Here is a 21,497-nt window from a genome sequence, read left to right on the forward strand (position 1 = left end):
ATGGCCTACAACTGGCTGAAATGGTTTCACGGCGCCGTTGCGGACGACAAGTGGCCTCTTATTGCCCGGAAGAGCGGGCAACCCGTGGCCGTAGTGGTGGCTGTCTGGGCGGCGCTGCTCGAATGCGCTTCACAGGCGGAGGACAGGGGGAGCATCGAGGACTTTGACGCCGAGAGCATGGACGCCGTGCTCCAGATTCCGGACGGGGCCTGTGCCGCCATCGTGGACGCCCTGAGTACCGGCAAGCGTCCGCGCATCGTGGATGGGCGGATCAGCAATTGGGAGAAGCGGCAGGAAGAACCGCAAGACCCCACGGGCAGGGAGCGCAAACGGCGGCAGCGCGAAAGGGACAAGGAAGTCCGCGAGCGTGACAAGGACAACGGATGTCCCGCAGATGGTCACGGTGTCACGGGTGACAATGTGACATGTCACGAAAATGGCCGTGACGTTGTGACGCATGATGTGACAAACACGGGCGAATCCGTGACGTGTCACGCCGATGTCCCGCTTTCACGCCTAGATAAGACTAGACTAGATAAGAATATAAATACACCACCCCCCATGGATATATTTAAATACCAAGACGCGCGCGTAGCACAGACCGTGCCAGAAGGGGGTGGTGTTGGAGAAGCAAGCCTTGAATTTCTCCAACTGCGGGAGGCATACGACCAATCCGGCAGGAAAGAGGCTCCACTTGCAGGCTTTGAAGAATACAAGGCTCTGAAAAAATCACGCCAATGGCCGGGCCTTGCTCAGGTTTTCCATGCACTTGATGCCCTGTCGGGCAATGACGCGCAATGGCGGGCCGGAAAAGCTCCCGGTCTTGCAAAATTTCTCAAGGAGCAGTGGTGGCGCATGGAACCACGCACTCGCGCCTCGCCGCCAGTCAACGCAGGCAGTAGCTTGGCAGAGCGAAACATGAAAACCGTTCAGGCGGTCATGGCGGAAATAGGAGGCAAACATGACGGCGAATAGCCAGGAAAGAAAAGCACTGGCCATCTCTGGCATAGCGGAAAACTTCGGGAAAGAACTTTCCCCTGTCCTGCTGCGCATGTGGCTTCGGCTTCTCGAAGGCTACACGGCGGAACAGGTTGAAGTCGGGGCCGTGCGCGTCATCGGAACCTATGCCTACAAGACCATGCCGCCTTTCGCGGTACTCCGGGAAGCAATCGAAGACGCAACCGGCGGTGGACCGAAAGGGCTGGAGCTACAGGCCTCCGCTGAATGGGGCTGGCTCATGGAACAGGTCGAAAAAGGTGTCCTGTACCGCTCTCCAGAAGAAGTTCACCCGACTACGGCCCATGTTGTTCGCATCATGGGCGGTTGGGCCGCAGTTGGGGCATGGGAAAGGCGGAATCTCGACTTCAAACGACGCGACTTCTTCGAACTCTGGACGCAAGCACATGGGAAAGTGGAGGTGCTGGAACATGGCGCCCCGGCGGTTGCCCAACTCTTGAGTGGACGCGGAATGGGGATACACATGAGTGCTGAAAAGGCATTGGTGGCGAAATGAGCAACGTCGTAATGGAGATGGTTTGGCGGGACTTCATCCTCTTTTCCGCAAAAGACAAGAGAATGGTGGAGCTCTATCGCAAAGAGACGGGTAACAGCCTCTTCGCGGAAACTCCTATCGAACGGACCATAGACGAGGCAACCGGGGCGCTCAATGACAATCTGTTTTCCTTTGCCCGCTGGGTCACAGAGCGGGAATGGGGCATGGAACACGCACCTGCGGCGTTCATCGAAGAGTGCGGGCGGCGGGATAAAGCGGCAGTTCAAACGGTTTCGCAAGGAATGTAAGCCATGATAGCATTTACTCTCTCCATCATTCCCACAGCACAGGCACGCGCCCGGCACGGCGTGGTCAAGGGCCGCAGCATGACGTTCAAATCCGGCGCGCAACGCGCCAACGAGCAAACTCTGGATGCTCTGCTGGCGCCTCACGCGCCCGCCTCTCCTCTGGACGGCGGCGTGGTACTGGAGTTCCGGGCTGTATTCCCACCGCCAAAGAGCGCGAGCAAAAAAGCGCGGGCGGCCATGCTGCGCGGAATCGAGTCGCACACGAAAAAGCCGGACCTGGATAACCTCACGAAACAGTTGAAAGACGCCATGACGCGCCTGCAATTCTGGCATGACGACCGGCAGGTGGTCCGCCTGGCGTGCGAAAAACGCTATGGCGAAACAGGCCGCTGGGAAGTGTGCATACGCGAAATGATGGAGGGCGAAACGATATGAACGAATCACGGATGCAGGGCGATCCGGGTCTGCCTGTTGTTGGCGGCATAGTCGGCGAAGGCGTGAAATTCGAGCGCATTCGCCGGATTACCGGCTACCTTGTCGGCACTATAGACCGCTTCAACAACGCTAAGAGGGCTGAGGTGGCGGATCGGGTGAAGCATACCGGGAGCGGAACAGGCATGGAAAAATGGAGGGAAGACGTATGATTGTGTCCACTGAACGCAACAACCCATACAAAAAACAAGAAAGGAGTATGCCATGACAAAACAGGAGTTGATTGTAAAAGCTGCGGCGGAAACAAAAGGATACGGGCGACCGCTGACTCAAGCAGACATGGAAACAGTCCTTCATACGCTGTGCAATGTGGCCTCTGCCGAACTGCTGGATGGCGGGGAGATTTCGTTGCCGGGTCTCGGCAAGCTGAAAATCAAAGAGGTTGCCGCCCGCCAGGGGCGTAATCCCAGAACAGGCGAGGCCATGGAGTTTCCCGCGTCACGGAAAGTGGTGTTCAGCATGAGCAAGACACTGAAAGAAACCCTGAATCCGTAATCGTGTGTCTCGCACGGTTCTTCTCACACAAGGGCCGTGCGAGAGCCATACAAAACCATACATCATCTTTCCCCTTACGGGTTGGAGTGCAAGGGCCACAAAAATGTTCTCAGGCGCTAAATATATCGCATTTGCGAGGGCTTTTCTTGCCCCCAGAGATTCCGTCCGCGATTTTTTTGGCAAAGAACGACAATCAGCACAAGGAGGCTCCGATGTCAGCCCTTTGCCATGAAACGGCCTTTGAACTCGCTCACGCCCATGTTGCCAAATGGGAGGGGGGATACGTCGACCACCCAAACGACCCCGGCGGCGTCACCATGTACGGCGTCAGCCTGATGTTTTTGAAATCCCTTGGCCTCATTGAAGGGGACATTGACGGCGATGGCGACATCGACAGGGATGATGTCCTTGCCATCACCAAGGCCACAGCCAAACAGATCTTCCGCAAACACTTCTGGGAAATCCCGCGCGCGCCGCAACTGCCGCCTCTGGTGGCAATGGCTTTCTATGATTTTGCGGTCAACGCCGGAGCCGGACGCGCCGCAATCGTCTTGCAGGAAGCCATCAACGTGCTGTGCCCCGATGCCATCAAAAAGCTGGCGGCCAATGTCGGCCCCCTTACCCGTTTCCACAGCAACAATCTGGCTGATATGGGCAAAGAGGCGGCTCTGGTACACGCCTACCTCGACAGGCGCGAGGCATGGTATCGCAGACTGGCAAAAGCGAAGCCGCAGTCCGCGGCCTTTCTCAAGGGGTGGCTGAATCGCACCGCCGATTGCCGCAAGCTCATTGCCGATACCGCAGCAGGGCAGCAACAGGGGGTGGCGTGATGGACTGGAAAGACGTTGGCAAGACGATCTCCAAAGCGGCCCCCATCCTTGGCACCATCCTGGGCGGCCCGATTGGCGCCGCCGCTGGCGGGGCGGCGTCTCTCATTGCTTCTCTCTTCGGCTGCGAAGATGACCCTGCGGCTGTCATGCAGGCAATCCAGAGCGACCCACAGTCAATGATTCGCCTCAAGGAGCTTGAAGTGCAGCACCGGGCGGACATTCTGAAATGGAAAACCGCCCAGATTGAAGCCGAAGTTGCCGACCGCGTGAGCGCCCGGCAGGCATCCATTGATGGCGGGGACAGGACGCGCCTTTACTGGCTCACAATATTTCTTGTGGCCGTGATTTTCGCATTTCATTATGCGGTGTTCTTCTGGGGTGTCGGAGACAACATTGACTCTGGAATGGTTGACCGCCTTCTTGGCTCAATGGGCACACTTCTGGGCATCATTATCGCTTTTTGGTTTGGGGCATCCCGTTCGAGCCAGAACAGCGAAGCACTGCTTTACCACTCCACCCCCCTCCAGCAGAGCCTCACCAGGCCGGAAGGAAGAAAGCAATGAGCAATGAAACCCCAAAAAGCGGGATTCAGACTGTTACCGCGCAAGTCGTGGCTGGAATTGCCATTGCTGTTTTGGTGGGCATAGGCAGCGCGGCACTCACCGGCTGGACAATGATGATCCGGATTGAGGGGCGGCTTGACGTGCTGGAACGGGATGTGGCCCGGCATGAAACCACCATCAAGGAAGACCTGAAGCGCATGGAAGGAGCAAGCGTCCAGAACGCGCAACGGACAGACGACCAGGAGCGAAGACTGACTCACCTGGAAACCGTTTTGAGCGGTCTGCGTGACGATTTCTCGGAAATCCGGGCGGACATCAAGTCTCTCCTCAAAATAACCGCACAGCATTAAGAGGTGTATGTGAAAGAAATAGAGGCCGGGGACTACTGGTGTCCGATGGGGCGCATTTCCATTCAGCAAGGCTCAGACAAGCCGCGCCTCGAAGTCGTGAAATGTGGCGCCTTCAATAGAGCCATCATCTACGCCCCTGGCTCACAAGACCAGGGGCAGGCCTCATATCCATCGCGGTGCCTGGGCGTAGGCTGCGCCTGCTGGAAATGGGGTTTTTTCAGTGGCCTTGGCCTCGCCCCTTCCAGGCTGCGGCGGGGGAAATGCGGTTTGGCTGCATCAGGTAGCTGTTTTGCATTTTTATGGACATTATCTGCTGTAGCTGGTTTTCTACTCTATTTTCTGCATGTGTTTTCGTAAGGGAGGATAGTTGATGCCACGAACTATGGGGGTAATGGCAAGATGCAAATCTTGTAAAAGGGTGCGCCTCATCAATCCTGAAAACGGATTCTGCATTTTGTGCGAAAACGATGCTCTGAAGGAGCGCGTGTCACTCTTGGAATTTCAACTCAATGAGTGCTCAAAGCAAAAGGCTGAAATTTTGCGACAGAGAGGGGCAAACGGATGACAGAAAAAGAGTATGGAAGCTATCAATGCCCACGTTGCGGACAGCCGACAACATGTGTCCGCAACACGATGTCGTTTGATAACCACATCATGCGCAGACGTGTATGCCTTACCTGTGGAGAAACCCACGAAACTATTGAAATGCGCGTGGATTCCATGAGCGTATTGAATTTTGCCAACAGGATAACACGCGAAGCAGAGGCAGAGGCCGCCAGGGCCTCCGGGGTATGCGCGTGAAAAAGACGCCCAAGTCTCGCAAGCCCATACCCACGGGGCGGCAAAAGCTGTTTGTGGAGCACTACCTCATTTCCATGAACGGCGCCGATGCCGTCCGTGCAGCCGGATACCAGACCAGGAATCCGCGTTGCACCGCGAGCGAGCTTCTTTCCAAGCCCCATATCCAGGAGGCCATAGACAAAGGCATCGCAGACCGTGTGGCGCGCCTGCATATCACCCAGGACTATGTGCTTCTCAAACTCGCGGAAATCGCTCAGTCGAACATCGGGGACTACCTGCATTTCGACCACAACGGCGTAAGACTACGCGACATGGATGAAATTCCGCCCGAAAAAATCGCCTTGATAAAGGAGCTCACGGAAGGCGAAGATAAAAATGTAAAACTGGTGTTGCATGACAAGATTTCCGCGCTGGATAAGCTCGCCCGGCACCTTGGAATGTTCGAGCGGCATCGGCAGCGCCAGACGCGCCAGAGCGATTTCACACGGCAAATCCTTACCGACGTGCGGGACAAGAAGTTGGACCCGGCAGAAGCGGCACTTACGCTTGAGGCCGAAGGCTATCCCCTTCCCGAATCCTTGCGCCTGCTGCTCGCCAAGGCGGAACCGGAACCACCATCCGATGACAACGGGGCATACGCAACCATCAGCCCGGAAGAAATGGCGGAGAGGGCCAAGGCCCGAATGGAAGCGGCAGAAGCGCAACGGACAGGATTTGTCCCGGAGCGCGCGGAGCAGGTTCGGCAGATGAAAGACGAAATGGGCGGCGGCTCATTTCAACCGGAGCGCGTCAGCGATGGCGAAAAAGATTCGTGAAATCCTTCGCGACCCGCGGTATGTCGAGTTCCAAAACCGCTACTATGACAATCTGGTTGCGTATGTGCTGGATAATTCCCGCTACCAGCCGACATGGCAGCAGATGGAATTTCTTGAAGCGGTGAGCAAGCCCGGTTGCCGCGTGGCCGTATCTTCCGGCCATGGTACAGGCAAAAGCGCGATGCTCGCATGGATTCTGGACTGGCATCTTCGCGTCTTTCACTTCTCGAATGCCATGCTGACCGCTACCAACATCGAGCAGGCGCGCTCTGTCGTCTGGAAATACCTTGATGACGTGATTGCGGACGTGGAGGCCATGTACCCTTGGCAGGCCGGGTATTTCGTCAAGGAAACCCGCCGCTATTTCTCGGTGCTCCACAAGGATTCATGGTATGTCATGCCGAAAACGGCGAGCAAGGCCAAACCGGAAAACCTCGCAGGGCAGCACAACATCAACTACCTGGTTGTGGTGGATGAGGCCTCCGGCGTGGATGATGTGATTCACGATGTTCTGAAAGGCGCCCTCACCAACGAGCGCAACCGATACGTCATGACCTCACAGCCGACCAGAGCAACAGGACATTTCGCGGAGGCCATGACCAAGCTCGCGGTGAAGGAAGGTGGCGGGAATGGCATTTACACCGCAATCACCATGAACTCGGAATTGAGCCCGCTCGTCTCGAAGCAGTTTATCCGGGACAAACTCATAGAGTACGGCGGACATCACTCCCCGGAGTACCAGATTCGTGTTCTGGGCAATCTTCCCGACAACCTTTCCGGCTACCTCATACCCCGAAGCTGGTGCGTCCAGTGCGTTTCCAACAAAATCATCCATCAGGAAGCGTGGGGCTGGGTTCTGCTCGCGGACGTTGCCGAAGGTGTTCACAGGGATTCATCGGTGATGACCATTTGTCGCGTGTCCGGAAGCGGCCCGCGGCGCATGGTGGAAACCGTTTCATGCGATGAATACCTCGACCTGGATGAAAAGCAGTTCGCACGGCGTATTGCGGCAAAATACCACGAACTGCCGGCGCTCACGATAGCCGTTGACGCGGACGGTGCAGGGAGAACCGTTGTCCTTGAACTCGAAGAAATGGGCATACCCGTATCCCGCATCCACTGGGGCTTGCCCTGTCATGCGGCGGCAGACCAGCGGCGCTATTTCAACTTGCGGTCGTATGCCCACTGCAAGCTGCGGGAAGCCATCTTTGAGGAACGGTTCAAGGGGCCGGACCTCAAAAAATTTGTCGAGCAGGCCTCCCGGCTCCCTTACAAAATTGATGAACGCGGGCGCTACCAGATGCTCCCGAAGGACCAGATGAAAGCGCAAGGCATCAAAAGCCCCGACATATCCGACACCTGCTGTTTCGCCTTCATCGTTGACTACATCCCCGCCGACCAGGATGCCACCATAGTTGAGGAAGAAGCCGAACTCTTGCGGATTGCGCGAGAACTTTCTCTGCTGCGGGACGGCGAGGAAATCAGGGGCTAAACATGACTACCGAAAAAAAGAAGATTTTTACCCTGTCCCTGGACAGCGAAAACCGACACATGGCATCGGCAATCCTTTTTGATGGAAATCACCTTGCCATCACCCACTGCGTACCTGTTGCCGGCCCTCCATCACAGTGGCGGAACAAAATGCTTGCCGACATTGAAACGAAAGCAGCCGCGGGATTCGCCATTGCCGTTGAAGACCGCTCCGGGACTTTTTCCCCTCATGCGGCATCCGTCTGCTTCGACGATGTTGAGGACGGGCGCACACTTCTCCAGCAGTCTTTTGACTGGTGGTTCTCCCTGAAGAACTCCGGCAACCTGCTTCTGGACGCATCTGTCACTCGGTATGACATGAAGGCAGGGGAAGAAGGCTCTCTCATCGACATCAGGCACGACGAAAAGGGCCGTATCGTGTATCACCCGAACTGGATGCAGTTCCACGGCGGGCACAAGGCCATGCTGTTGTGCGTGGCCGCCGCCATGCTTGAGGAGCCGCTGTCCGGGCGCTGGGTTGATACCATGCTTGCCGCTGTAGCAAAGAGAAATCCCGTTTCACCCTCGCCCTTCTCGTCCTGGCAGGCCATCACCATGCAGCGGGACGCCGACAGGGCCAGAGAATTGCGAGGCGGTCATGAATGACCGACTTTCTCCTCTCAATATCGAAGATCCTCTTGTGCGGGTCGAGTTGTACCGTGAAATTCGACAGGCCCAATCCGAAAGGCCCGGCGCGGACTGGACAGAGTATGAAATTCAGCCTGCGGATGCACTTATGCCGGAACTCATAGCTTACAAGGTGTACAGACTGGACACGCTGAAATGGGTCGTCATGGTAGCCGCAGCGCTCGACAATCCAAGAGAAAGGCTTGCCCCCGGAAACAGGATTTTCTTGCCGTCAACAGCATGGATTCGAGAGCGCATCAAGCACTATCAAGAGTTTGAACGCATCGGCAGGTAGGCGATATGGCCGAAAACAAGCAGGACATCCTTCGCCAGCTCAAGGAGTTTGAGAAAGAGGCCACTGCCGAAAGGCGGGAGGCCCGCGAGTTGCGTGAAGACGCGGTAGGCCTTCTCACTCCGGCGTTGCTCCGTAAACATGTCAGGGCAGGAACCGGTCTTGTGCTTGCCTATGGACGCAAGGGCCACACGGTTGAGTTCACCATCGACGACCTCAAGCGCTTTGTGGCCGCCAATGAACGCGCGCAGAAGAATTTCCGGCGTGAAGTCCGGGGCGTTCCTCTTATCCAGCTTGAGAAGTCATCCGATCCCGCAGACATTCAGCGCAGCCGTAATGTACGCTCCGCCATGCTTTACAAGGTAAACAAAAACCTCCTCTTTTTCAGCGTAACCGGGAACACCAGGGCGCATTATCAGGTGCGGGTGCGGCTCGAAGACTGGGATATGGCCCTCCATTCAACGGCAATGCCTCTGGTTTCGGCGCGTACCGTTGCCACGGGCCGCATCTCCTTCGACTGCTCATGCGGGCGGCATCAATACTGGTATCGCTACCTGACTTCCATCGGCGGCTTTGACGTGAATCCGCCCAAAGAGCAGGACTTCCCCAAGATACGGAATCCCGGCCTCAAGGGTTGCTGCTGCAAGCATGTTCTCAAGGTGCTCCGGGTTCTCAAGAGCAATACGATCCATACTGTGCTGGCGGGCGAAATTGAGCGCCAATCGGCCACCATTGGCTTTGCGGACACCGTTCGTTCTCGCTTCCTCAAGGCTGACGAACTCCGGCGCGTATCTCTTGCCCGCGGCGTGGCGCGAAATCCGACAGAGGCCAGACAGGCGCAACAAAAATTCCTCCGTGAAGCGCAAGAGTTCATTACCGATGCGAAAAAGAAAAAGAGCGTCAAGGAAATGCAGGGAAAGCTCAAGCCAAGGCACAAACAAAAAAAATTGCATGGAGCGATGACCGAAGTACAAAGAAAAAAGATTGTTGAAAGCCTCCACAATCTCTCTGTTGCTGTAAAATTCAATCTTCCGGGGTTCGACCTCAAGACCGGGCTGGAGAACCTCGCCAAAGAGTTTTCTGTCTCGGTGGCTGACCTCAAGGGCATGATGCAAAAGGAAGGCATTGCATGATTGAGAAGCTGAATCCGCGGGATTTCCGTGCGCCGGCCCGAATACTGGCCGAAGACCTGCAAACCATGCTTACACACGACCCGAAGGCGTTTGACTGCCTCATCTTCCCGGCGATTCCGGGCGACGAAGAAACGGTTGCCGTTGCGGACGACCCTGTGGGCAGCCTTGATGCCGGGGAGCGCGCGCAGAAGTATGGGGAGCCTGTGCTTGGCCGGGCCATGATTGTGCCGGAGGAAGGCCTCGGATTTGAGGTGCTGGCAGGTGAAGTGGCAAACAGCTTTCTCGGCGCCACCGCTCCAATGAATATCCTCCTCTCCATGCCCGTGCATAACTACTCCCTCATCCAGTGGAGCGAATACGCCACGCCTGACGCCGATGAGCCGGAAATCCGCACAGTGTACGTTTTGAACAGCAAGGCTGTTGGCCGGGTGTCCGGGGCGGGAACTGTCTATGTCTGTGCGCCATTACCCGCGCTTGGGGAGGTACCGAACACGCCTGAACAGGAAACAGAAGACAGGGAGCCGGATACACCCGAAGATGATTGCGTGGGGGTGCTGTAATGGCCGAAGCAAACGCGATCAGTGACCTCCAGGCTGTTGATTTCGCCGTGGGCGGCGTCATTGTCGGCGCGTATGACGGACTTCGGGACGACAAGCCAGAGGCTTTCCGGCGCTTCCTGAACCGCCCGGCCAGGGACAAAATTTTCAGGGCGGAAAATGAAGACCCTCCTTCGCTCATACGGCGGATTGCCCGGCATAATCCCGGCAAAAAGAAGGTGCCTGATCTCCCTGTCGTTGCCTACTACCGCTCCCCCGGCATCGTCGGCAATCAGAACGAAAAGCCTGTCGTACTGGATGTGGAACGGCACATTGATGATACGCCGCGGGCCATGCGGTTGAGTTCAATCCCTGTCACGCTGTCATATTCGCTTCTCTGGTGCGCGTGGGACAAACCCACACTGGATAAAATCACCCTGGCCTGGTTTGCCTATGTGGCGCACCGTGGACGCAAGTACAGCCGGTTCAGCGTCCCCTACAGGCTCGGCAGCGAGCCAATAGAGATTCCGGCTTCCATCTCGGTGCCGAGGGAAATCCAGGCGGACAATGCGAGCGGAGAGCAGGCCGAAGGCCGCTTGTGGGCCGCCCGTGCGCTTGTGGAGGTAAACACGCAAGTCCTCTATGGGCGCGAAGTGCAGCCCGTGGACGAAATAACGGCGCTCGGCCAGGTGCGACTGATTTGAAGGGCAAAATTCATGGCTGATGACACTCTGTTCAAAAAATTCATCCACGTCCGTTCCGGCAAGGAGTTCGACATCGGGTTTCTGCGCGAATCGAACTATATTGAAACCCTCGGTCTGGACGGTCCGAAGCTCATTATGAGTTGGGATGACCCCAACCGTTATCTCAAGGATGAACTTCAAATCAGGGAGCAGGACGAGATAGAGGCGCACCTCTCGGATGACTGGGCTATGGACGGAATGAACGTAAAGCAGAAGTTCACGGTTATGGTCGACCCGTCCGCCGACAGATTCCTCAAGCTCAATCTCATGGCTTCCCCAGTGTTCAAGCTCAAAACGCTGTCTGACAAGACACGCATTTTCAGGCAACGGGGGGTGGCGGAGATTATCGGAGCGGTTTCCGCGGGCTTCAGGATCGACGCGGGGAAGTTTCCCGTGGTGGAAGACTACCACTGCATTGCGGGAGAACGCCCAAGCGCCATGCTGCGCCAAATTGCGGGGGAGCAGGGCGGGCATCTCTGGTTCGGGCGCGAGGGATGGCACGTCAAAACGCTTGCCGCTCTCTTCGCCGAAGAACCGGCGTTCGAGTACCACTACGGGAAGCCCGGCGCCGACTTTCAGATAATCAGTTTTACACGGCCAAGCCAGCAGTCGCAGATTCAGGAGCGGGCCGTGAGAGGCTTTTCCGGGTGGAATGACGTTCTGGGGCGCGTCAGAGCGCCCTCTGCTGGTCCGGTGCTTTCCAAAGCTCACAGGTACGCCCCAAGCCTGAACGCATCGCAAAACGTGCGGACTCTGGGGAACCGTCCGACATCTTCCCGCATTGCCATTGATTTTCAGACGCACGGCAACGGCTTTCTCACACCGGGGATGGTGCTCAAGTTGTGGTGGCACATGGCAACCCCGGACAGGCCGCTGGATGAATCCCTGCCGGATAAGGTGGTGATAAGCTCCGTGGCACACTACTATTCGGCCCAAAAGTATTACTGCCGCGTAAAGGGGGCGGTTCCCTTTGAGCCAACAGCCTAAGATATACAGCGGGGAGTATGTCTCCCAAGTGGTGAATCTCGATGATCCAAAGCGGATGATGCGCGTCCAGGTGCGCGTCTTCGATATTTTTGACGATGTTCCCGTGGCTGACCTGCCGTGGGCCACTTACCGGCTCCCCCTTGGAGTGCGCCCGTCAGACGGAGGCCTTGTTCCGGTAAAGGTCGGCGATCTGGTCTGGGTGGATTTTCCTTTCAATGGTGATACCCGCCGTCCGCGCATCACCGGAGGCGTCCACCATGCGCCGGAAGGCAATCCGAACATGCCGCCCGAAGCATGGGCCGGGCCGGGCCAATTCGAACATAAGCGCACCCCGAATGAACCCACGCCCGCGGCTCCCGTGTACCATGAAGACATCGTGTTTCAGCAGAACGGCGTTCTCGTCCAGATCACAAAGCCCGGCGCGGCTCGGATAACCAATCTGGCAAGCGGAACGGCGGCGGAAATCGCGCCTGACGGCGACGTGATTATCCACTGTGAAAAAAACTGCTATCAGAGCGTACAGGGGGACTACCTTGTGGATGTGAAGGGGGATTTCAAGCTGCTCGTTGCCGGAGCAATGGATATGCTATCCCAGGGGGCAGGGACCGTTCAATCGCAGGGGAATATGACCCTCGGAAGCTCCGCCGAAAGCCTGAATCTTTCCGCCGCAAAGGAAGGCAAGATGACTGGCCCCGGCGGCCTTGCCTTCTCCGGGCCTGCCAGCTTTGACAAGGATGTAAGTATAAGCGGCGATGCCAATGTCGCCGGCTGTGTGAATGATGCGGGCGGGAATACGAATCACCACTCGCATTGACTTCGGAATGGTTGTCTCTCCGGCTATGCAAAAACAATCTTTCCCTGATGCCCGCCTGTCGGCTTGACCCTTATTTCCAAATCATTTCCGAGCAGGGAGAGACAGGCCAGCAAGCGGAACTCACTGACACCACGGAACTGCCCATTCAGGATGTTGGAAATCCTGCTTTGCGGAATCCCTGTAAGTTTGGAGACTTCTTTCTGTGTCATTTTCCTTTCTTCAATAATACCGCTGATGCGTGAAACAATGGCGGATTTTATCTTCATGGATTCAGCATCATTATACCCCAAGTCTTCATAGACATTCCCTGAGCCTTTTTTGATAAAATCATCCATGCTACATCTCCTTTTTCAAAATAGATTTGAGCCTTTTCAATCGTTCAGTGACCAACGTCACATCTTTTTGTGGTGTTTTTATACCGATAGTTGATTTTTTTTGAAAACAATGGATTACATAGATGGCATCATCATAGCGGACGGTATAGATAGCCCGAAACGTATCGCCATCATAATCCCCCACTACCTCAATGATCCCTGATTCCCCCTTCACTTTGAAGGGCTTGGCCTTGGGGTGACGTTTGCCGTTTTGCGCCAAATCAAGCGCATAGCCAAAAATATCCTGAATATGTTCAGGCATCTCCTTCAAATCATTATAGGATGAGCCAAGCCAAAACAGTTGCTTTTCAGACATCGATCACCTCTCACCCAAAACCAAAATATGTCAATTTTGATATAAAGTCAAATCCAAAGCCAATTTTGTGGCGACAAATCTATATGCGCTACATCTGCACGAAAAGTTGTGTACTCGCGTGCCGACCTGTTGCCAGACTTGGGAAGCCTCCGCTGCGAGGCGAGCAAACCAACCTGACAACGGAGTGCAGCAATGAGCAAAAATCTTGACGGGTACAAGCAGCAGGTTACCAACATCGTAACGCGCGCGCACCAGATGCGCGCCGCCCTGCTTGATCCCATCCTTGACGACAGCGGCAAGTTCATCTCGGACAGCAAGGCCAGGGCCGAACGCCTGAAAGGGGCGGTGTCCAATTCGGTGTATGAAAGCACCGGCGAAAGCGCGCCCATGATTCTCGGCGCGCACAGCCGGGCGCTTCAGGCGTTCTGTCAACAGTATGGACGCCTCCCCGGCGACGAGCTTCTGGCGAGCGCCCATCAGGCCATTGAAAACGCCATGATTGTCGGCAAGGCGGGCAACGGCCTGCCCGGCGTCTTTGAATCCGCCGACATGAGCACGACCGAGGGCATCATGATGCGAGACCGCATGGTGTCCCTCATTCTGCCGGTTCTCTTGCAGTCCGTCACCGCCCAGATGACGACCCTGATTCCCGGCCAGTTCAACCGCTCGGAGATGTTCCGCGTCCATCGCGTGGCAGGGAGCACCTTCGGAGACCTTCAGGCCGGAGACCGCATCGACTTCCGCTACAATGGGCGTTACGCCGTCATGGATCAGATGTCCGCGCCGTACATTGGCGATGCGAGCAGGAAGCAATTCGTCTTCGACAGCGCCACGGACGGCGGCAAACTGATGCCCATCAAGCCCGGCTCGGTGAAAATCCTCCACGACCGCAACATGGTGGCCCATGATGACAACAACGGCCACATCCTCGGCGTATTCGCCCTTGATGGCGCGACCATCAATGTCAGCGGTTCCGTTGACTACGCGAGCGGCAAGGTTACGGCTGACTTCACTGTCGCCCCGGCGGCGGGCATTGAAGTCCACATCGGCTATGATGTGGACATCGAGAAGGACTACAAGCTCATCCCCAAAATCGACCACCAGATGGAATCCCGTGTGCTCGTTCCGCACGAATCGGCCATTACGGGCAGCGTTACCCTGCAAGCCCTCTGGGGACTGCGCCGCGAGTTCGGGCTTGATGCGGACAACCTCGCCATGTCGGGGATGCGTAACCTTCTGGCGGCAGACAAGGACCGCAAGATACTGCGGGATATGTACTTCTTCGCGCGTGATGTGGTGGAGTGGAATCGAACCCCGAACGAAAACCTCACTTTGCGCGAGCATTACGAAAGCCTGAACTCGGCGCTTCTGGAACTCGATTCCGCCCTGATGAAGCGCAACGGCATCAGCGGTCTTGTCGGTCTTGTGGGCGACAATTTTGCCGTCAATGTCTTCCGCTACCTTCCGGCCCCGTTCTTCCAGGCCGCGCCGGGCTATCGCAGCGTGCCGCAGCCCCATTATGTGGGGCGCGTCTTCGGCCAGTTTGACCTCTACTGCGATCCCAATCAGGAAGAATACACCTGCCTCGCCTTCGCCCGCGGCTCGGAACACGGCCAGACCGGCTACGTCTGCGGCGATGCCGTGCCCGCCCTTACGTTCCGTCATGCCGTTCTGGGCGACCTCATCACCAGTTCCACGATGTGGGACCTGGCTTACCGCGATCTTCAGCCCTTCGATGGGCGTGACTACCTGATGAAGCTCAAGATGGTGTCCGGCAGCAATGCAGCGGGCGGCGATACATCCGATTCCGGCAAAACCGATGAATAGGAGGAAACGTCGATGCTGAAAGTGACCATTGAAAACAAGGGTTCCGCCAGTCTTTCCATCAAGGGCCGCCACAGCTTCCATATCGGCGCACACTCCACCGTGAACGTGGAACTGCCCGATACGCCCGGCAGCGCGAATATGCTCCAGCGCCTGCGGCGAGAGTATCCCGCGATGCGTGTGCTCGTGGAGAGGAAAAGTGCCCAGCCTCCGGTCGTCGCCGTACCCTCCGGCGCCCATGACACCCCCAATGCGTCTTCCGCTTCCGCCACCCTCTCCGGTTCCCTCGCCGGAGAGGCGGAAGACGGCGCCGAACCGATGAGCGCGGAAGACTTCGCATCCCGCGCCAGGGTGACGGAGGGCGAAGCGGGGTGGTGGACGGTATCCGTTGAAGGCATCAGGGACATCAAGGTGCGTTCCGCCAAAAGCGAGGTGAACGCCCTTGAAATGGCCTACGCCAAATACCTCGAAGGCCAGGGCACGGGTGAATAGCCATGAAGAGCGTCATCACCAATGCGGCGGAAATCACCGTCCTTGAGCCAATCGACAACACCTACAAGACAGGCGGCGGGCCGGTCAGTGTCGGGGGATGCGTCATCCTTGCCGGCAAGGGACGCCCCTTCACCGTACATGAAATATTCGGCGTGGGCACAAGCCAGGAAGACACCTTTGGCTCTCCCCTGCCGAAGAAAGCCTACGGCATGGAAGGACTGCGGCATCTCTCCGAAGCAGCCAGGGAATGCAACTGGGTTCAGGCTGTGCGAGTGGTGAACCAGCAGGAATACCGTTATCCGTCCCTCGGCTTCCTCATGTTCAGGGAATGCGGCGAATGGGATTCCAAAACGGATTATGCGCCCGGCGATGTCGTTTCCTGTGATGGCAGGAAGTACATTGCCGCGACTGATGTGGCCGCATCGGCGACGCCCCCCGCAACCGGAACCGGGGAATGGCTGGAATACACCGGCCCCGTTGAGAAGGACGCGCACCGTCACAATGAAAGCGTCATTGTTGGCGATGACGGCTTCTGGCTCGTGGTATATCCCATTGACGGCGATGCCAGTATCCGGCGCACGCTCCGTTTCGAGGATGTGGACAAGGAGCGGCGCCGCTTCAGGCTGGTGTTCTACGATGTGGATGATACCGGCTATGAATACGCCCTCGAATCACATCTTGTCGGCATCAACGAGGATGACAAGGACGATATGGGGCGTCCGGCCTACATCGAAACCGTTCTTGAAACACAGTCCAAACGCTTTCGGTGTGACTTCCTTGAAGGAACAGCGTGGGAAGACCTCGAATCGGTTCTGCTTGCCCTTGAAGACAAGAAGGCCATGCCGCGGAGCTTCGGCTTTGAAGGCGGCACGTCCGGCGGCCAGCCCGAAAATGATGACTGGTTCAAGGCCGTGGAACTCCTTCGCCGCGAATCCATGCCGCTGAACATGATTTTTGCGGCAGGCATTGCGGAGCAGGACATCATCGCCCGCCTGGCGGAAATCGCGGATTTCCGCCATATCGGCTTTTTCTTCGACGTGCCTTCCTACCTCCCGCAGGACAGCGCCCTTGAATGGCTCAAGGAACTGGGCCTCAACTCCCGTCATTCGCGGGCCTACTATGCTCCCTATGAGGCGTCGGACCCGTGGCGCGGCGGCAAGACAGTGTGGGGCGTTTCCGGGGCCATGGCCGCCGCAAAGGCCCGCGGGAACGCCATATTCACGAAGAACGTGCCGGGCATACACTACTCCCCCGCCGGAGAGAAACGCGGCTACCTTTCGCGCACGGGTGTCGCCCCGCTGTTCCCGGAGCAGAACATCAACCGGGATACCTTCTACACCGCACGGCTCAACCCCATCATCGACATGACATCGGGCGGAGCCTGCGCCGATGACGACCTGACGCAGTTCTTCCGCGAATCCTACCTCCGCTTCGGCTGGATAAACGATGTGCTGGACTACATCGACCAGCGCTTCGTGGAGGCGGCGCGGATCGCCAAGTTCGAGCCGGATGGCCTGACGCGCGAAATCCTCTACGACCTGCTCAAAACCATCATGGATGAACTTGTCACTTCCGGCGCGCTGGTTTCGCCGCGAGAGCCGGACAAGGACGGTACGAAGCCGTACATCATCACCATCACACAAGTCGAAATCGACCTCTGGCACTGCGAATGGGCCGTCTGCATCACCGGCGCGGCGCGGCGCATTGCCGGGCAACCCCGCCTCATGCGGTAAGGAACGGAAATGAATAAACAATCCTTCACCTTTGACGATGACTTCACCTTTCCGGCCACACGGCGCGGGCAGGCTCTTTCCGGCGTTCTGGAATCCGCGGACAAACCGAAAACAGGCACAGACGCGGTACAGGTCTTTGCCCGACAGCAGACGCGCACACAGGCCATGTCCGCCGTTCTCGCGTGGGTCGAGGATGGCGAGTACAACTACAACGCCTTGGATGAGTACATCATCGGCATGGCCGACCTCGACGGCGATTTTGAAATCAGCGACGAGGAAGAGGCTATCTACAACGCCGTCTGGGCCGAAGTTCCTGACGCTCTTCTGAGCCTCGGCGCTACCGAGGCCGATGCCAACGACTTCGTGAACGGCGAAGGCAAGGCCAGCGCCGATGCGGCCGCTCGCGTCGGCAAGGCTCTGAAAGAACGCCTTGATGAACTGGAAGCTGATGACGACGAAATCATTGCCGGGTTCGCGCTCGGTGAAGACGCCGTTTTCGAGAATGCCTCCGACGACCCCGAAGGCCGTCACATGATTCTGGAAGCCACCTATCGCAAGCAGAAGGTCGTCCGCGACGGCAAGGTGGTGAAAATCAACAAGCGCATTTCCGGCAAGGTGCGCCTTTCCGCCGCACAGAAGGCCGGGCTTCGCAAGGCCCGGCGCAAGGCCAACACGGCGGCGGCCCGGCTTCATCGCAAAAAATCCATGCGTCTCCGCGCACGGCGCGGCATGTAGGTCCGCGACATGGAAGGCATCGGCAACCGTGATACCCGTATTTCCCTGTTCCGCAAGTGCTGGATACAGGGGAGCGAGGCCACGGTTGTCGGTGTCTGGGGTACAGGCACATCCAAGGAACTGACGGCGAACTGGACTTCGCCGTTTGAGGGAGAGAGCATAGGCAACAAGATTCCCCTTGCGGGCGGAGTGGCGCAGGCCGCCACGGACATGACCACCGTGACGACGCTGAACTCCCGCCAGACATGGGAGGGGAACAGGCCCACAACCTTCAACATCGAATTGAAGCTCTATGCTCTTGAAGACCCGGAAACCGAGGTTATGCAGCCCATTCGTGCGCTTGAGTTCATGGCCGCGCCGGACGTGAATGACATGCAACCGGCGGGGGGACGAATCCCCGACCGGGTGTGCGTGAATATCGGGACGCGCCATATTTTCACCGACATGGTGATAGATTCCATTTCGCAGCCCTTCGACAAGGAAATTGACTCCCAGGGCAGATTTGTCCGGGCGACACTGAATATCCAGCTTTCCACGCTTACCATGATAAGCAAGGACATGCTGCGAAAAGGCTACGGCCAACAAGCCTAGAGCGGTTTGCCGTTGAAAACGACAGCCGCTCTGGCGGCCGCGAAAGCGGACGCCCGCGCCGAATGAGCCTGAAAACCACGCTTTTCAGGCGAAATGAGGGCAGCGCCGCTTTTGAAATTGTCCAATTTCAAAAGCAAAATGCTCTAAAGGGGAAACAACATGGCAAACATATCGGATGTGGCGGGGAACATTCCCAAGATTCGCGCCGGATACCGCAGGCTGCTCGCTCTGGGCGAAGGTGTGGCTTCCGATGAGTTCATTCTGACCATCGAAGGCTACCCGAACCTTCGCTATCTGTGCCAGTCCACGCAGCTTCCGGCGCTCATGCGCGAAAACATCGAAAGCTACGGCCCGCAAGGGGTGCAGTTCAACCAGCAGGGCCGCTATAAAAACGCGCAGGACGTTCCCATCACCTTCAAGGAGGTGATTTCGGGAGAAGCCTACAAGGCGGTTCGGGACTGGGTGAAAAACAAGAAGTACCTGAACGTCAAAATCGGTCTGGCCGGGGAGTCCTTCCCCACGTCCAACAGGAACACCACTGTTGTTCTGGAAGATTGCTGGCTGGAACTTGAAGGCGCCGACCTGTCCGTTGAGGACGGCGCAAGCCTCGTGCGACCGGCGGGTACGCTCCACGCCAACTGGATTAGCTGGCTGGACGACGACCAGGACGGAACCCTTTCCCTCTGATTGACGGGCACCTATGACCCCTCTGGAACTGCTCGAAGAAGTGAAGGGGCGTTTCGTGGTGCTGTATCACAATAATGATGCGGCACTGCGACGCCTTTTGCGGCAATCCCTTGGCAAATATCAGGACAAGGCGGGTGTTCTTCTTCAGACCAGATACCCCGCGGGAACGACAGAGGCCGAACTCCCGGAACTCTACCTCACCATTGCGGAATGCCAGGACGAAATGCTTCGGCACGTCCCGGTGTTTGTGGACGATGCAGAGGGGAAGCTTGTGTTTTCGCCGGAAGCCGCATCCGGTCCCCTGACGCTTTATTGGCTGGCACGGCTTCGTGACTGGCCGGATGACCGTCCGCTTCCCTACGGCTGTGTCGGCCTGGTGGGCGACTACCTCGAAGCGCTCATCGACATCCCGAACACTTCGCGCACCCGTGACGCCTATCACGGCATGGACGGTCCCATTCCAGACCTGCCCTCGATGCAGGAATTGCGGGCGCGCCTGACAGAACTCGAACAGCAGATGGAAGAAAGCCGCGCGATTTTGCCGGTGAGCCTGGTTATTTGCTGATGGAGGGGCCGTGGCGGAGGATTTCAACAAGTTGCGGATGCTGGCCCGGAAGCTGGTAGCCACTGATTTTCAAAAGGACTGGCTCTTTCGGCTCGAAGTCGAGGGGGAACCTGCCGACCTTGATTTGTACGTCAAGGACATCGCCTACAACCCGCTCGAAATCACAACGGATGAAGAAAACTATGGCGGGGTCACCATGTCGTGGCCAACAGGACGTGTGCCGGTAAAAATCACCGCCACCATGCGGGACAACTCGGACCGCAGGATAAGCGCATTCGTCTGTGAATGGTGCGAGAAAGCCGTCCATGCTGATGGAACCGTGGGTCTGCCCTACGGCGCCGATGGATATGTCCGCAAGGTTCGGGTCTATGAGCAGCGTGATGACGGCTCGGAAACCCTGGCCGGTGAATGGGAAATGTACGCCACCACACCGGGAGAAACGAGCCGCTCCCGCGAGAACGGCGCTTACAAGGAATTTCCCGTAGCCTTTGTTCAGTTCAGCACGGCAACAAGCCCCGCTCAATTCCTGTGAGGTATCCATGTCGTTTCTTCCAGATTTCTGCCTTCCATCCGACCCCGCAAGGAGCGTCCGTCTCGCCGAAGCGACAGTGGCCGACGCCATTGATTTTTCCGGGGTTGACCCGCTTTGCGAAGAGGAAGCCACAAGCCTTTTTCTGGAGCGTCTTCAGGCGAAGGAAAAATACACCGATCCCAGACAGTGGACGGTCGAGGACAGACGCTATGCGCTCTTCATGTACCACCTGCACACAACGCAGTTCGCTGATCTTCCCCTTACTTATGCCTGCCAGCCGTGTTCGGAGGCGGCGGGACATGAAGTGACACATACCGTATCCGTCAAACTGGCGGCCATGGCCGAAGAATACACCCCCATTGCCGGAAAGCCTCTACGAGACGTGGTGCATGAGGGACACGCCGTCATCGTTCATCCTCTGTTGGGCGTGGACGCGGAAATCATCGAGAAAACCCGCATGGGCATCATAGCCCTGGAGCAGGAAAAGAACGCCATCGCCAGAAAGGAACGCAGCCAGCTTGCCCTGCTCCGCATTCTTTCCTGCATCGACATTCCGGCCATGGAAGGCAAAACAGAGCAGGAACGCCGAAAACCGGTCGAAAAATTCATTCTGAGCATGTCCACCAGCGAGTTTCAAGGTTTCAGCAGCAAGGTGATGAACGCCCTCGCCGAAATGCGACACGGGTTGCAATCTGTCTTCAAAGACGGGCGAATCCTGCTCGAAACTCCTCCGGTGCGGTGCCCGGAGGGCAGGGACAAGGAGGGGCCGGGAATCCGGCTTCAGTTTCCCTTTCGGGCTTTCGACTACATTCCGCGGGTATAGTCCCCGTGCGTGGGATA

General features: G+C 57.2%; 29 protein-coding genes. 27 read left to right on the plus strand and 2 right to left on the minus strand.

The annotated features are described in order from the left end of the window. From ACQRA4_RS04265 to ACQRA4_RS04350, 18 genes are all read left to right on the plus strand, one after another. Positions 1-975, plus strand: coding sequence for a hypothetical protein (locus ACQRA4_RS04265; RefSeq protein WP_427821845.1), 975 nt, complete (start codon positions 1-3; stop codon positions 973-975). Beyond that, positions 962-1,513, plus strand: a complete 552-nt coding sequence (locus ACQRA4_RS04270; protein WP_427821846.1) for a hypothetical protein — start codon at positions 962-964, stop codon at positions 1,511-1,513. The genes ACQRA4_RS04265 and ACQRA4_RS04270 overlap by 14 nt, the downstream gene beginning before the upstream one ends. Then, positions 1,510-1,800 (plus strand): hypothetical protein, encoded by a 291-nt coding sequence (locus tag ACQRA4_RS04275; RefSeq protein ID WP_427821847.1) that lies wholly within the window; start codon positions 1,510-1,512, stop codon positions 1,798-1,800. The genes ACQRA4_RS04270 and ACQRA4_RS04275 overlap by 4 nt, the downstream gene beginning before the upstream one ends. A gap of 3 nt (positions 1,801-1,803) precedes the next feature. Continuing rightward, positions 1,804-2,235 (plus strand): RusA family crossover junction endodeoxyribonuclease, encoded by a 432-nt coding sequence (locus tag ACQRA4_RS04280; RefSeq protein WP_427821848.1) that lies wholly within the window; start codon positions 1,804-1,806, stop codon positions 2,233-2,235. A gap of 11 nt (positions 2,236-2,246) precedes the next feature. Beyond that, positions 2,247-2,444, plus strand: coding sequence for an anaerobic ribonucleoside-triphosphate reductase (nrdD, locus tag ACQRA4_RS04285; RefSeq protein WP_427821903.1), 198 nt, complete (start codon positions 2,247-2,249; stop codon positions 2,442-2,444). A gap of 52 nt (positions 2,445-2,496) precedes the next feature. Beyond that, complete coding sequence (locus tag ACQRA4_RS04290) at positions 2,497-2,787, plus strand: HU family DNA-binding protein (protein WP_427821849.1); 291 nt, start codon at positions 2,497-2,499, stop codon at positions 2,785-2,787. A gap of 212 nt (positions 2,788-2,999) precedes the next feature. Next, the gene (locus tag ACQRA4_RS04295) at positions 3,000-3,617 is read left to right on the plus strand and encodes a glycoside hydrolase family 108 protein (protein WP_427821850.1); all 618 of its coding nucleotides are present in this window, start codon (positions 3,000-3,002) and stop codon (positions 3,615-3,617) included. Then, positions 3,614-4,180, plus strand: coding sequence for a hypothetical protein (locus ACQRA4_RS04300; RefSeq protein ID WP_427821851.1), 567 nt, complete (start codon positions 3,614-3,616; stop codon positions 4,178-4,180). The genes ACQRA4_RS04295 and ACQRA4_RS04300 overlap by 4 nt, the downstream gene beginning before the upstream one ends. Next, positions 4,177-4,530, plus strand: coding sequence for a hypothetical protein (locus ACQRA4_RS04305; protein WP_427821852.1), 354 nt, complete (start codon positions 4,177-4,179; stop codon positions 4,528-4,530). The genes ACQRA4_RS04300 and ACQRA4_RS04305 overlap by 4 nt, the downstream gene beginning before the upstream one ends. A 791-nt stretch (positions 4,531-5,321) precedes the next feature. Then, positions 5,322-6,146 carry a terminase small subunit gene (locus ACQRA4_RS04310; protein ID WP_427821853.1) on the plus strand — a complete coding sequence of 275 codons (825 nt, stop codon included), beginning with the start codon at positions 5,322-5,324 and terminating at the stop codon, positions 6,144-6,146. Then, a complete protein-coding gene (locus ACQRA4_RS04315) occupies positions 6,127-7,638 on the plus strand; it encodes a hypothetical protein (protein ID WP_427821854.1) in 1,512 nt (503 codons plus the stop codon). Before ACQRA4_RS04310 ends, ACQRA4_RS04315 begins: the two co-directional genes overlap by 20 nt. A 2-nt stretch (positions 7,639-7,640) precedes the next feature. Continuing rightward, positions 7,641-8,282 (plus strand): hypothetical protein, encoded by a 642-nt coding sequence (locus ACQRA4_RS04320; protein WP_427821855.1) that lies wholly within the window; start codon positions 7,641-7,643, stop codon positions 8,280-8,282. Continuing rightward, positions 8,275-8,598, plus strand: a complete 324-nt coding sequence (locus ACQRA4_RS04325; RefSeq protein ID WP_427821856.1) for a hypothetical protein — start codon at positions 8,275-8,277, stop codon at positions 8,596-8,598. The genes ACQRA4_RS04320 and ACQRA4_RS04325 overlap by 8 nt, the downstream gene beginning before the upstream one ends. A gap of 5 nt (positions 8,599-8,603) precedes the next feature. Next, positions 8,604-9,728: a hypothetical protein gene (locus ACQRA4_RS04330; protein ID WP_427821857.1), complete on the plus strand. Its 1,125-nt coding sequence runs from the start codon at positions 8,604-8,606 to the stop codon at positions 9,726-9,728. Next, on the plus strand, positions 9,725-10,288 hold the full coding sequence (locus tag ACQRA4_RS04335) for a hypothetical protein (protein ID WP_427821858.1): 564 nt from the start codon (positions 9,725-9,727) through the stop codon (positions 10,286-10,288). The genes ACQRA4_RS04330 and ACQRA4_RS04335 overlap by 4 nt, the downstream gene beginning before the upstream one ends. After that, positions 10,288-10,968, plus strand: a complete 681-nt coding sequence (locus tag ACQRA4_RS04340) for a hypothetical protein (protein ID WP_427821859.1) — start codon at positions 10,288-10,290, stop codon at positions 10,966-10,968. Before ACQRA4_RS04335 ends, ACQRA4_RS04340 begins: the two co-directional genes overlap by 1 nt. A gap of 12 nt (positions 10,969-10,980) precedes the next feature. Further along, a complete protein-coding gene (locus ACQRA4_RS04345; protein WP_427821860.1) occupies positions 10,981-11,994 on the plus strand; it encodes a hypothetical protein in 1,014 nt (337 codons plus the stop codon). Beyond that, positions 11,978-12,808 carry a phage baseplate assembly protein V gene (locus tag ACQRA4_RS04350; protein WP_427821861.1) on the plus strand — a complete coding sequence of 277 codons (831 nt, stop codon included), beginning with the start codon at positions 11,978-11,980 and terminating at the stop codon, positions 12,806-12,808. Before ACQRA4_RS04345 ends, ACQRA4_RS04350 begins: the two co-directional genes overlap by 17 nt. Before the next feature lie 23 nt (positions 12,809-12,831). Here ACQRA4_RS04350 and ACQRA4_RS04355 read toward each other — a convergent pair whose 3' ends face one another. Further along, positions 12,832-13,143 (minus strand): helix-turn-helix domain-containing protein, encoded by a 312-nt coding sequence (locus ACQRA4_RS04355; RefSeq protein ID WP_427821862.1) that lies wholly within the window; start codon positions 13,141-13,143, stop codon positions 12,832-12,834. A gap of 1 nt (position 13,144) precedes the next feature. Beyond that, entirely contained in the window at positions 13,145-13,498 is a 354-nt protein-coding gene (locus ACQRA4_RS04360) for a type II toxin-antitoxin system RelE/ParE family toxin (RefSeq protein ID WP_427821863.1), read from the minus strand. 192 nt (positions 13,499-13,690) lie between these two features. On the opposite strand from ACQRA4_RS04360, the gene ACQRA4_RS04365 reads away from it, so the two are divergent. The 9 genes from ACQRA4_RS04365 (at position 13,691) to ACQRA4_RS04405 (ending at position 21,480) form a co-directional block, all read left to right on the plus strand. After that, a complete protein-coding gene (locus ACQRA4_RS04365) occupies positions 13,691-15,325 on the plus strand; it encodes a hypothetical protein (RefSeq protein ID WP_427821864.1) in 1,635 nt (544 codons plus the stop codon). Between the two features lie 12 nt (positions 15,326-15,337). Beyond that, the gene (locus tag ACQRA4_RS04370; RefSeq protein ID WP_427821865.1) at positions 15,338-15,814 is read left to right on the plus strand and encodes a hypothetical protein; all 477 of its coding nucleotides are present in this window, start codon (positions 15,338-15,340) and stop codon (positions 15,812-15,814) included. Positions 15,815-15,816: 2 nt separating this feature from the next. Then, positions 15,817-17,547: a hypothetical protein gene (locus ACQRA4_RS04375; RefSeq protein ID WP_427821866.1), complete on the plus strand. Its 1,731-nt coding sequence runs from the start codon at positions 15,817-15,819 to the stop codon at positions 17,545-17,547. Between the two features lie 9 nt (positions 17,548-17,556). Beyond that, positions 17,557-18,282, plus strand: a complete 726-nt coding sequence (locus ACQRA4_RS04380; protein ID WP_427821867.1) for a hypothetical protein — start codon at positions 17,557-17,559, stop codon at positions 18,280-18,282. A 9-nt stretch (positions 18,283-18,291) separates the two neighbouring features. After that, on the plus strand, positions 18,292-18,873 hold the full coding sequence (locus tag ACQRA4_RS04385; RefSeq protein WP_427821868.1) for a hypothetical protein: 582 nt from the start codon (positions 18,292-18,294) through the stop codon (positions 18,871-18,873). Between the two features lie 159 nt (positions 18,874-19,032). Then, positions 19,033-19,560, plus strand: coding sequence for a hypothetical protein (locus ACQRA4_RS04390; protein ID WP_427821869.1), 528 nt, complete (start codon positions 19,033-19,035; stop codon positions 19,558-19,560). Positions 19,561-19,573: 13 nt separating this feature from the next. Then, positions 19,574-20,125, plus strand: a complete 552-nt coding sequence (locus ACQRA4_RS04395; protein ID WP_427821870.1) for a hypothetical protein — start codon at positions 19,574-19,576, stop codon at positions 20,123-20,125. A gap of 10 nt (positions 20,126-20,135) precedes the next feature. Then, on the plus strand, positions 20,136-20,657 hold the full coding sequence (locus ACQRA4_RS04400; RefSeq protein WP_427821871.1) for a hypothetical protein: 522 nt from the start codon (positions 20,136-20,138) through the stop codon (positions 20,655-20,657). Between the two features lie 7 nt (positions 20,658-20,664). Next, positions 20,665-21,480 (plus strand): hypothetical protein, encoded by an 816-nt coding sequence (locus tag ACQRA4_RS04405; protein ID WP_427821872.1) that lies wholly within the window; start codon positions 20,665-20,667, stop codon positions 21,478-21,480. The last annotated feature ends 17 nt before the right edge of the window (positions 21,481-21,497 follow it).

The sequence above is a fragment of the Desulfovibrio sp. SGI.169 genome, from assembly GCF_050313595.1.
Classification (GTDB): domain Bacteria; phylum Desulfobacterota; class Desulfovibrionia; order Desulfovibrionales; family Desulfovibrionaceae; genus Desulfovibrio.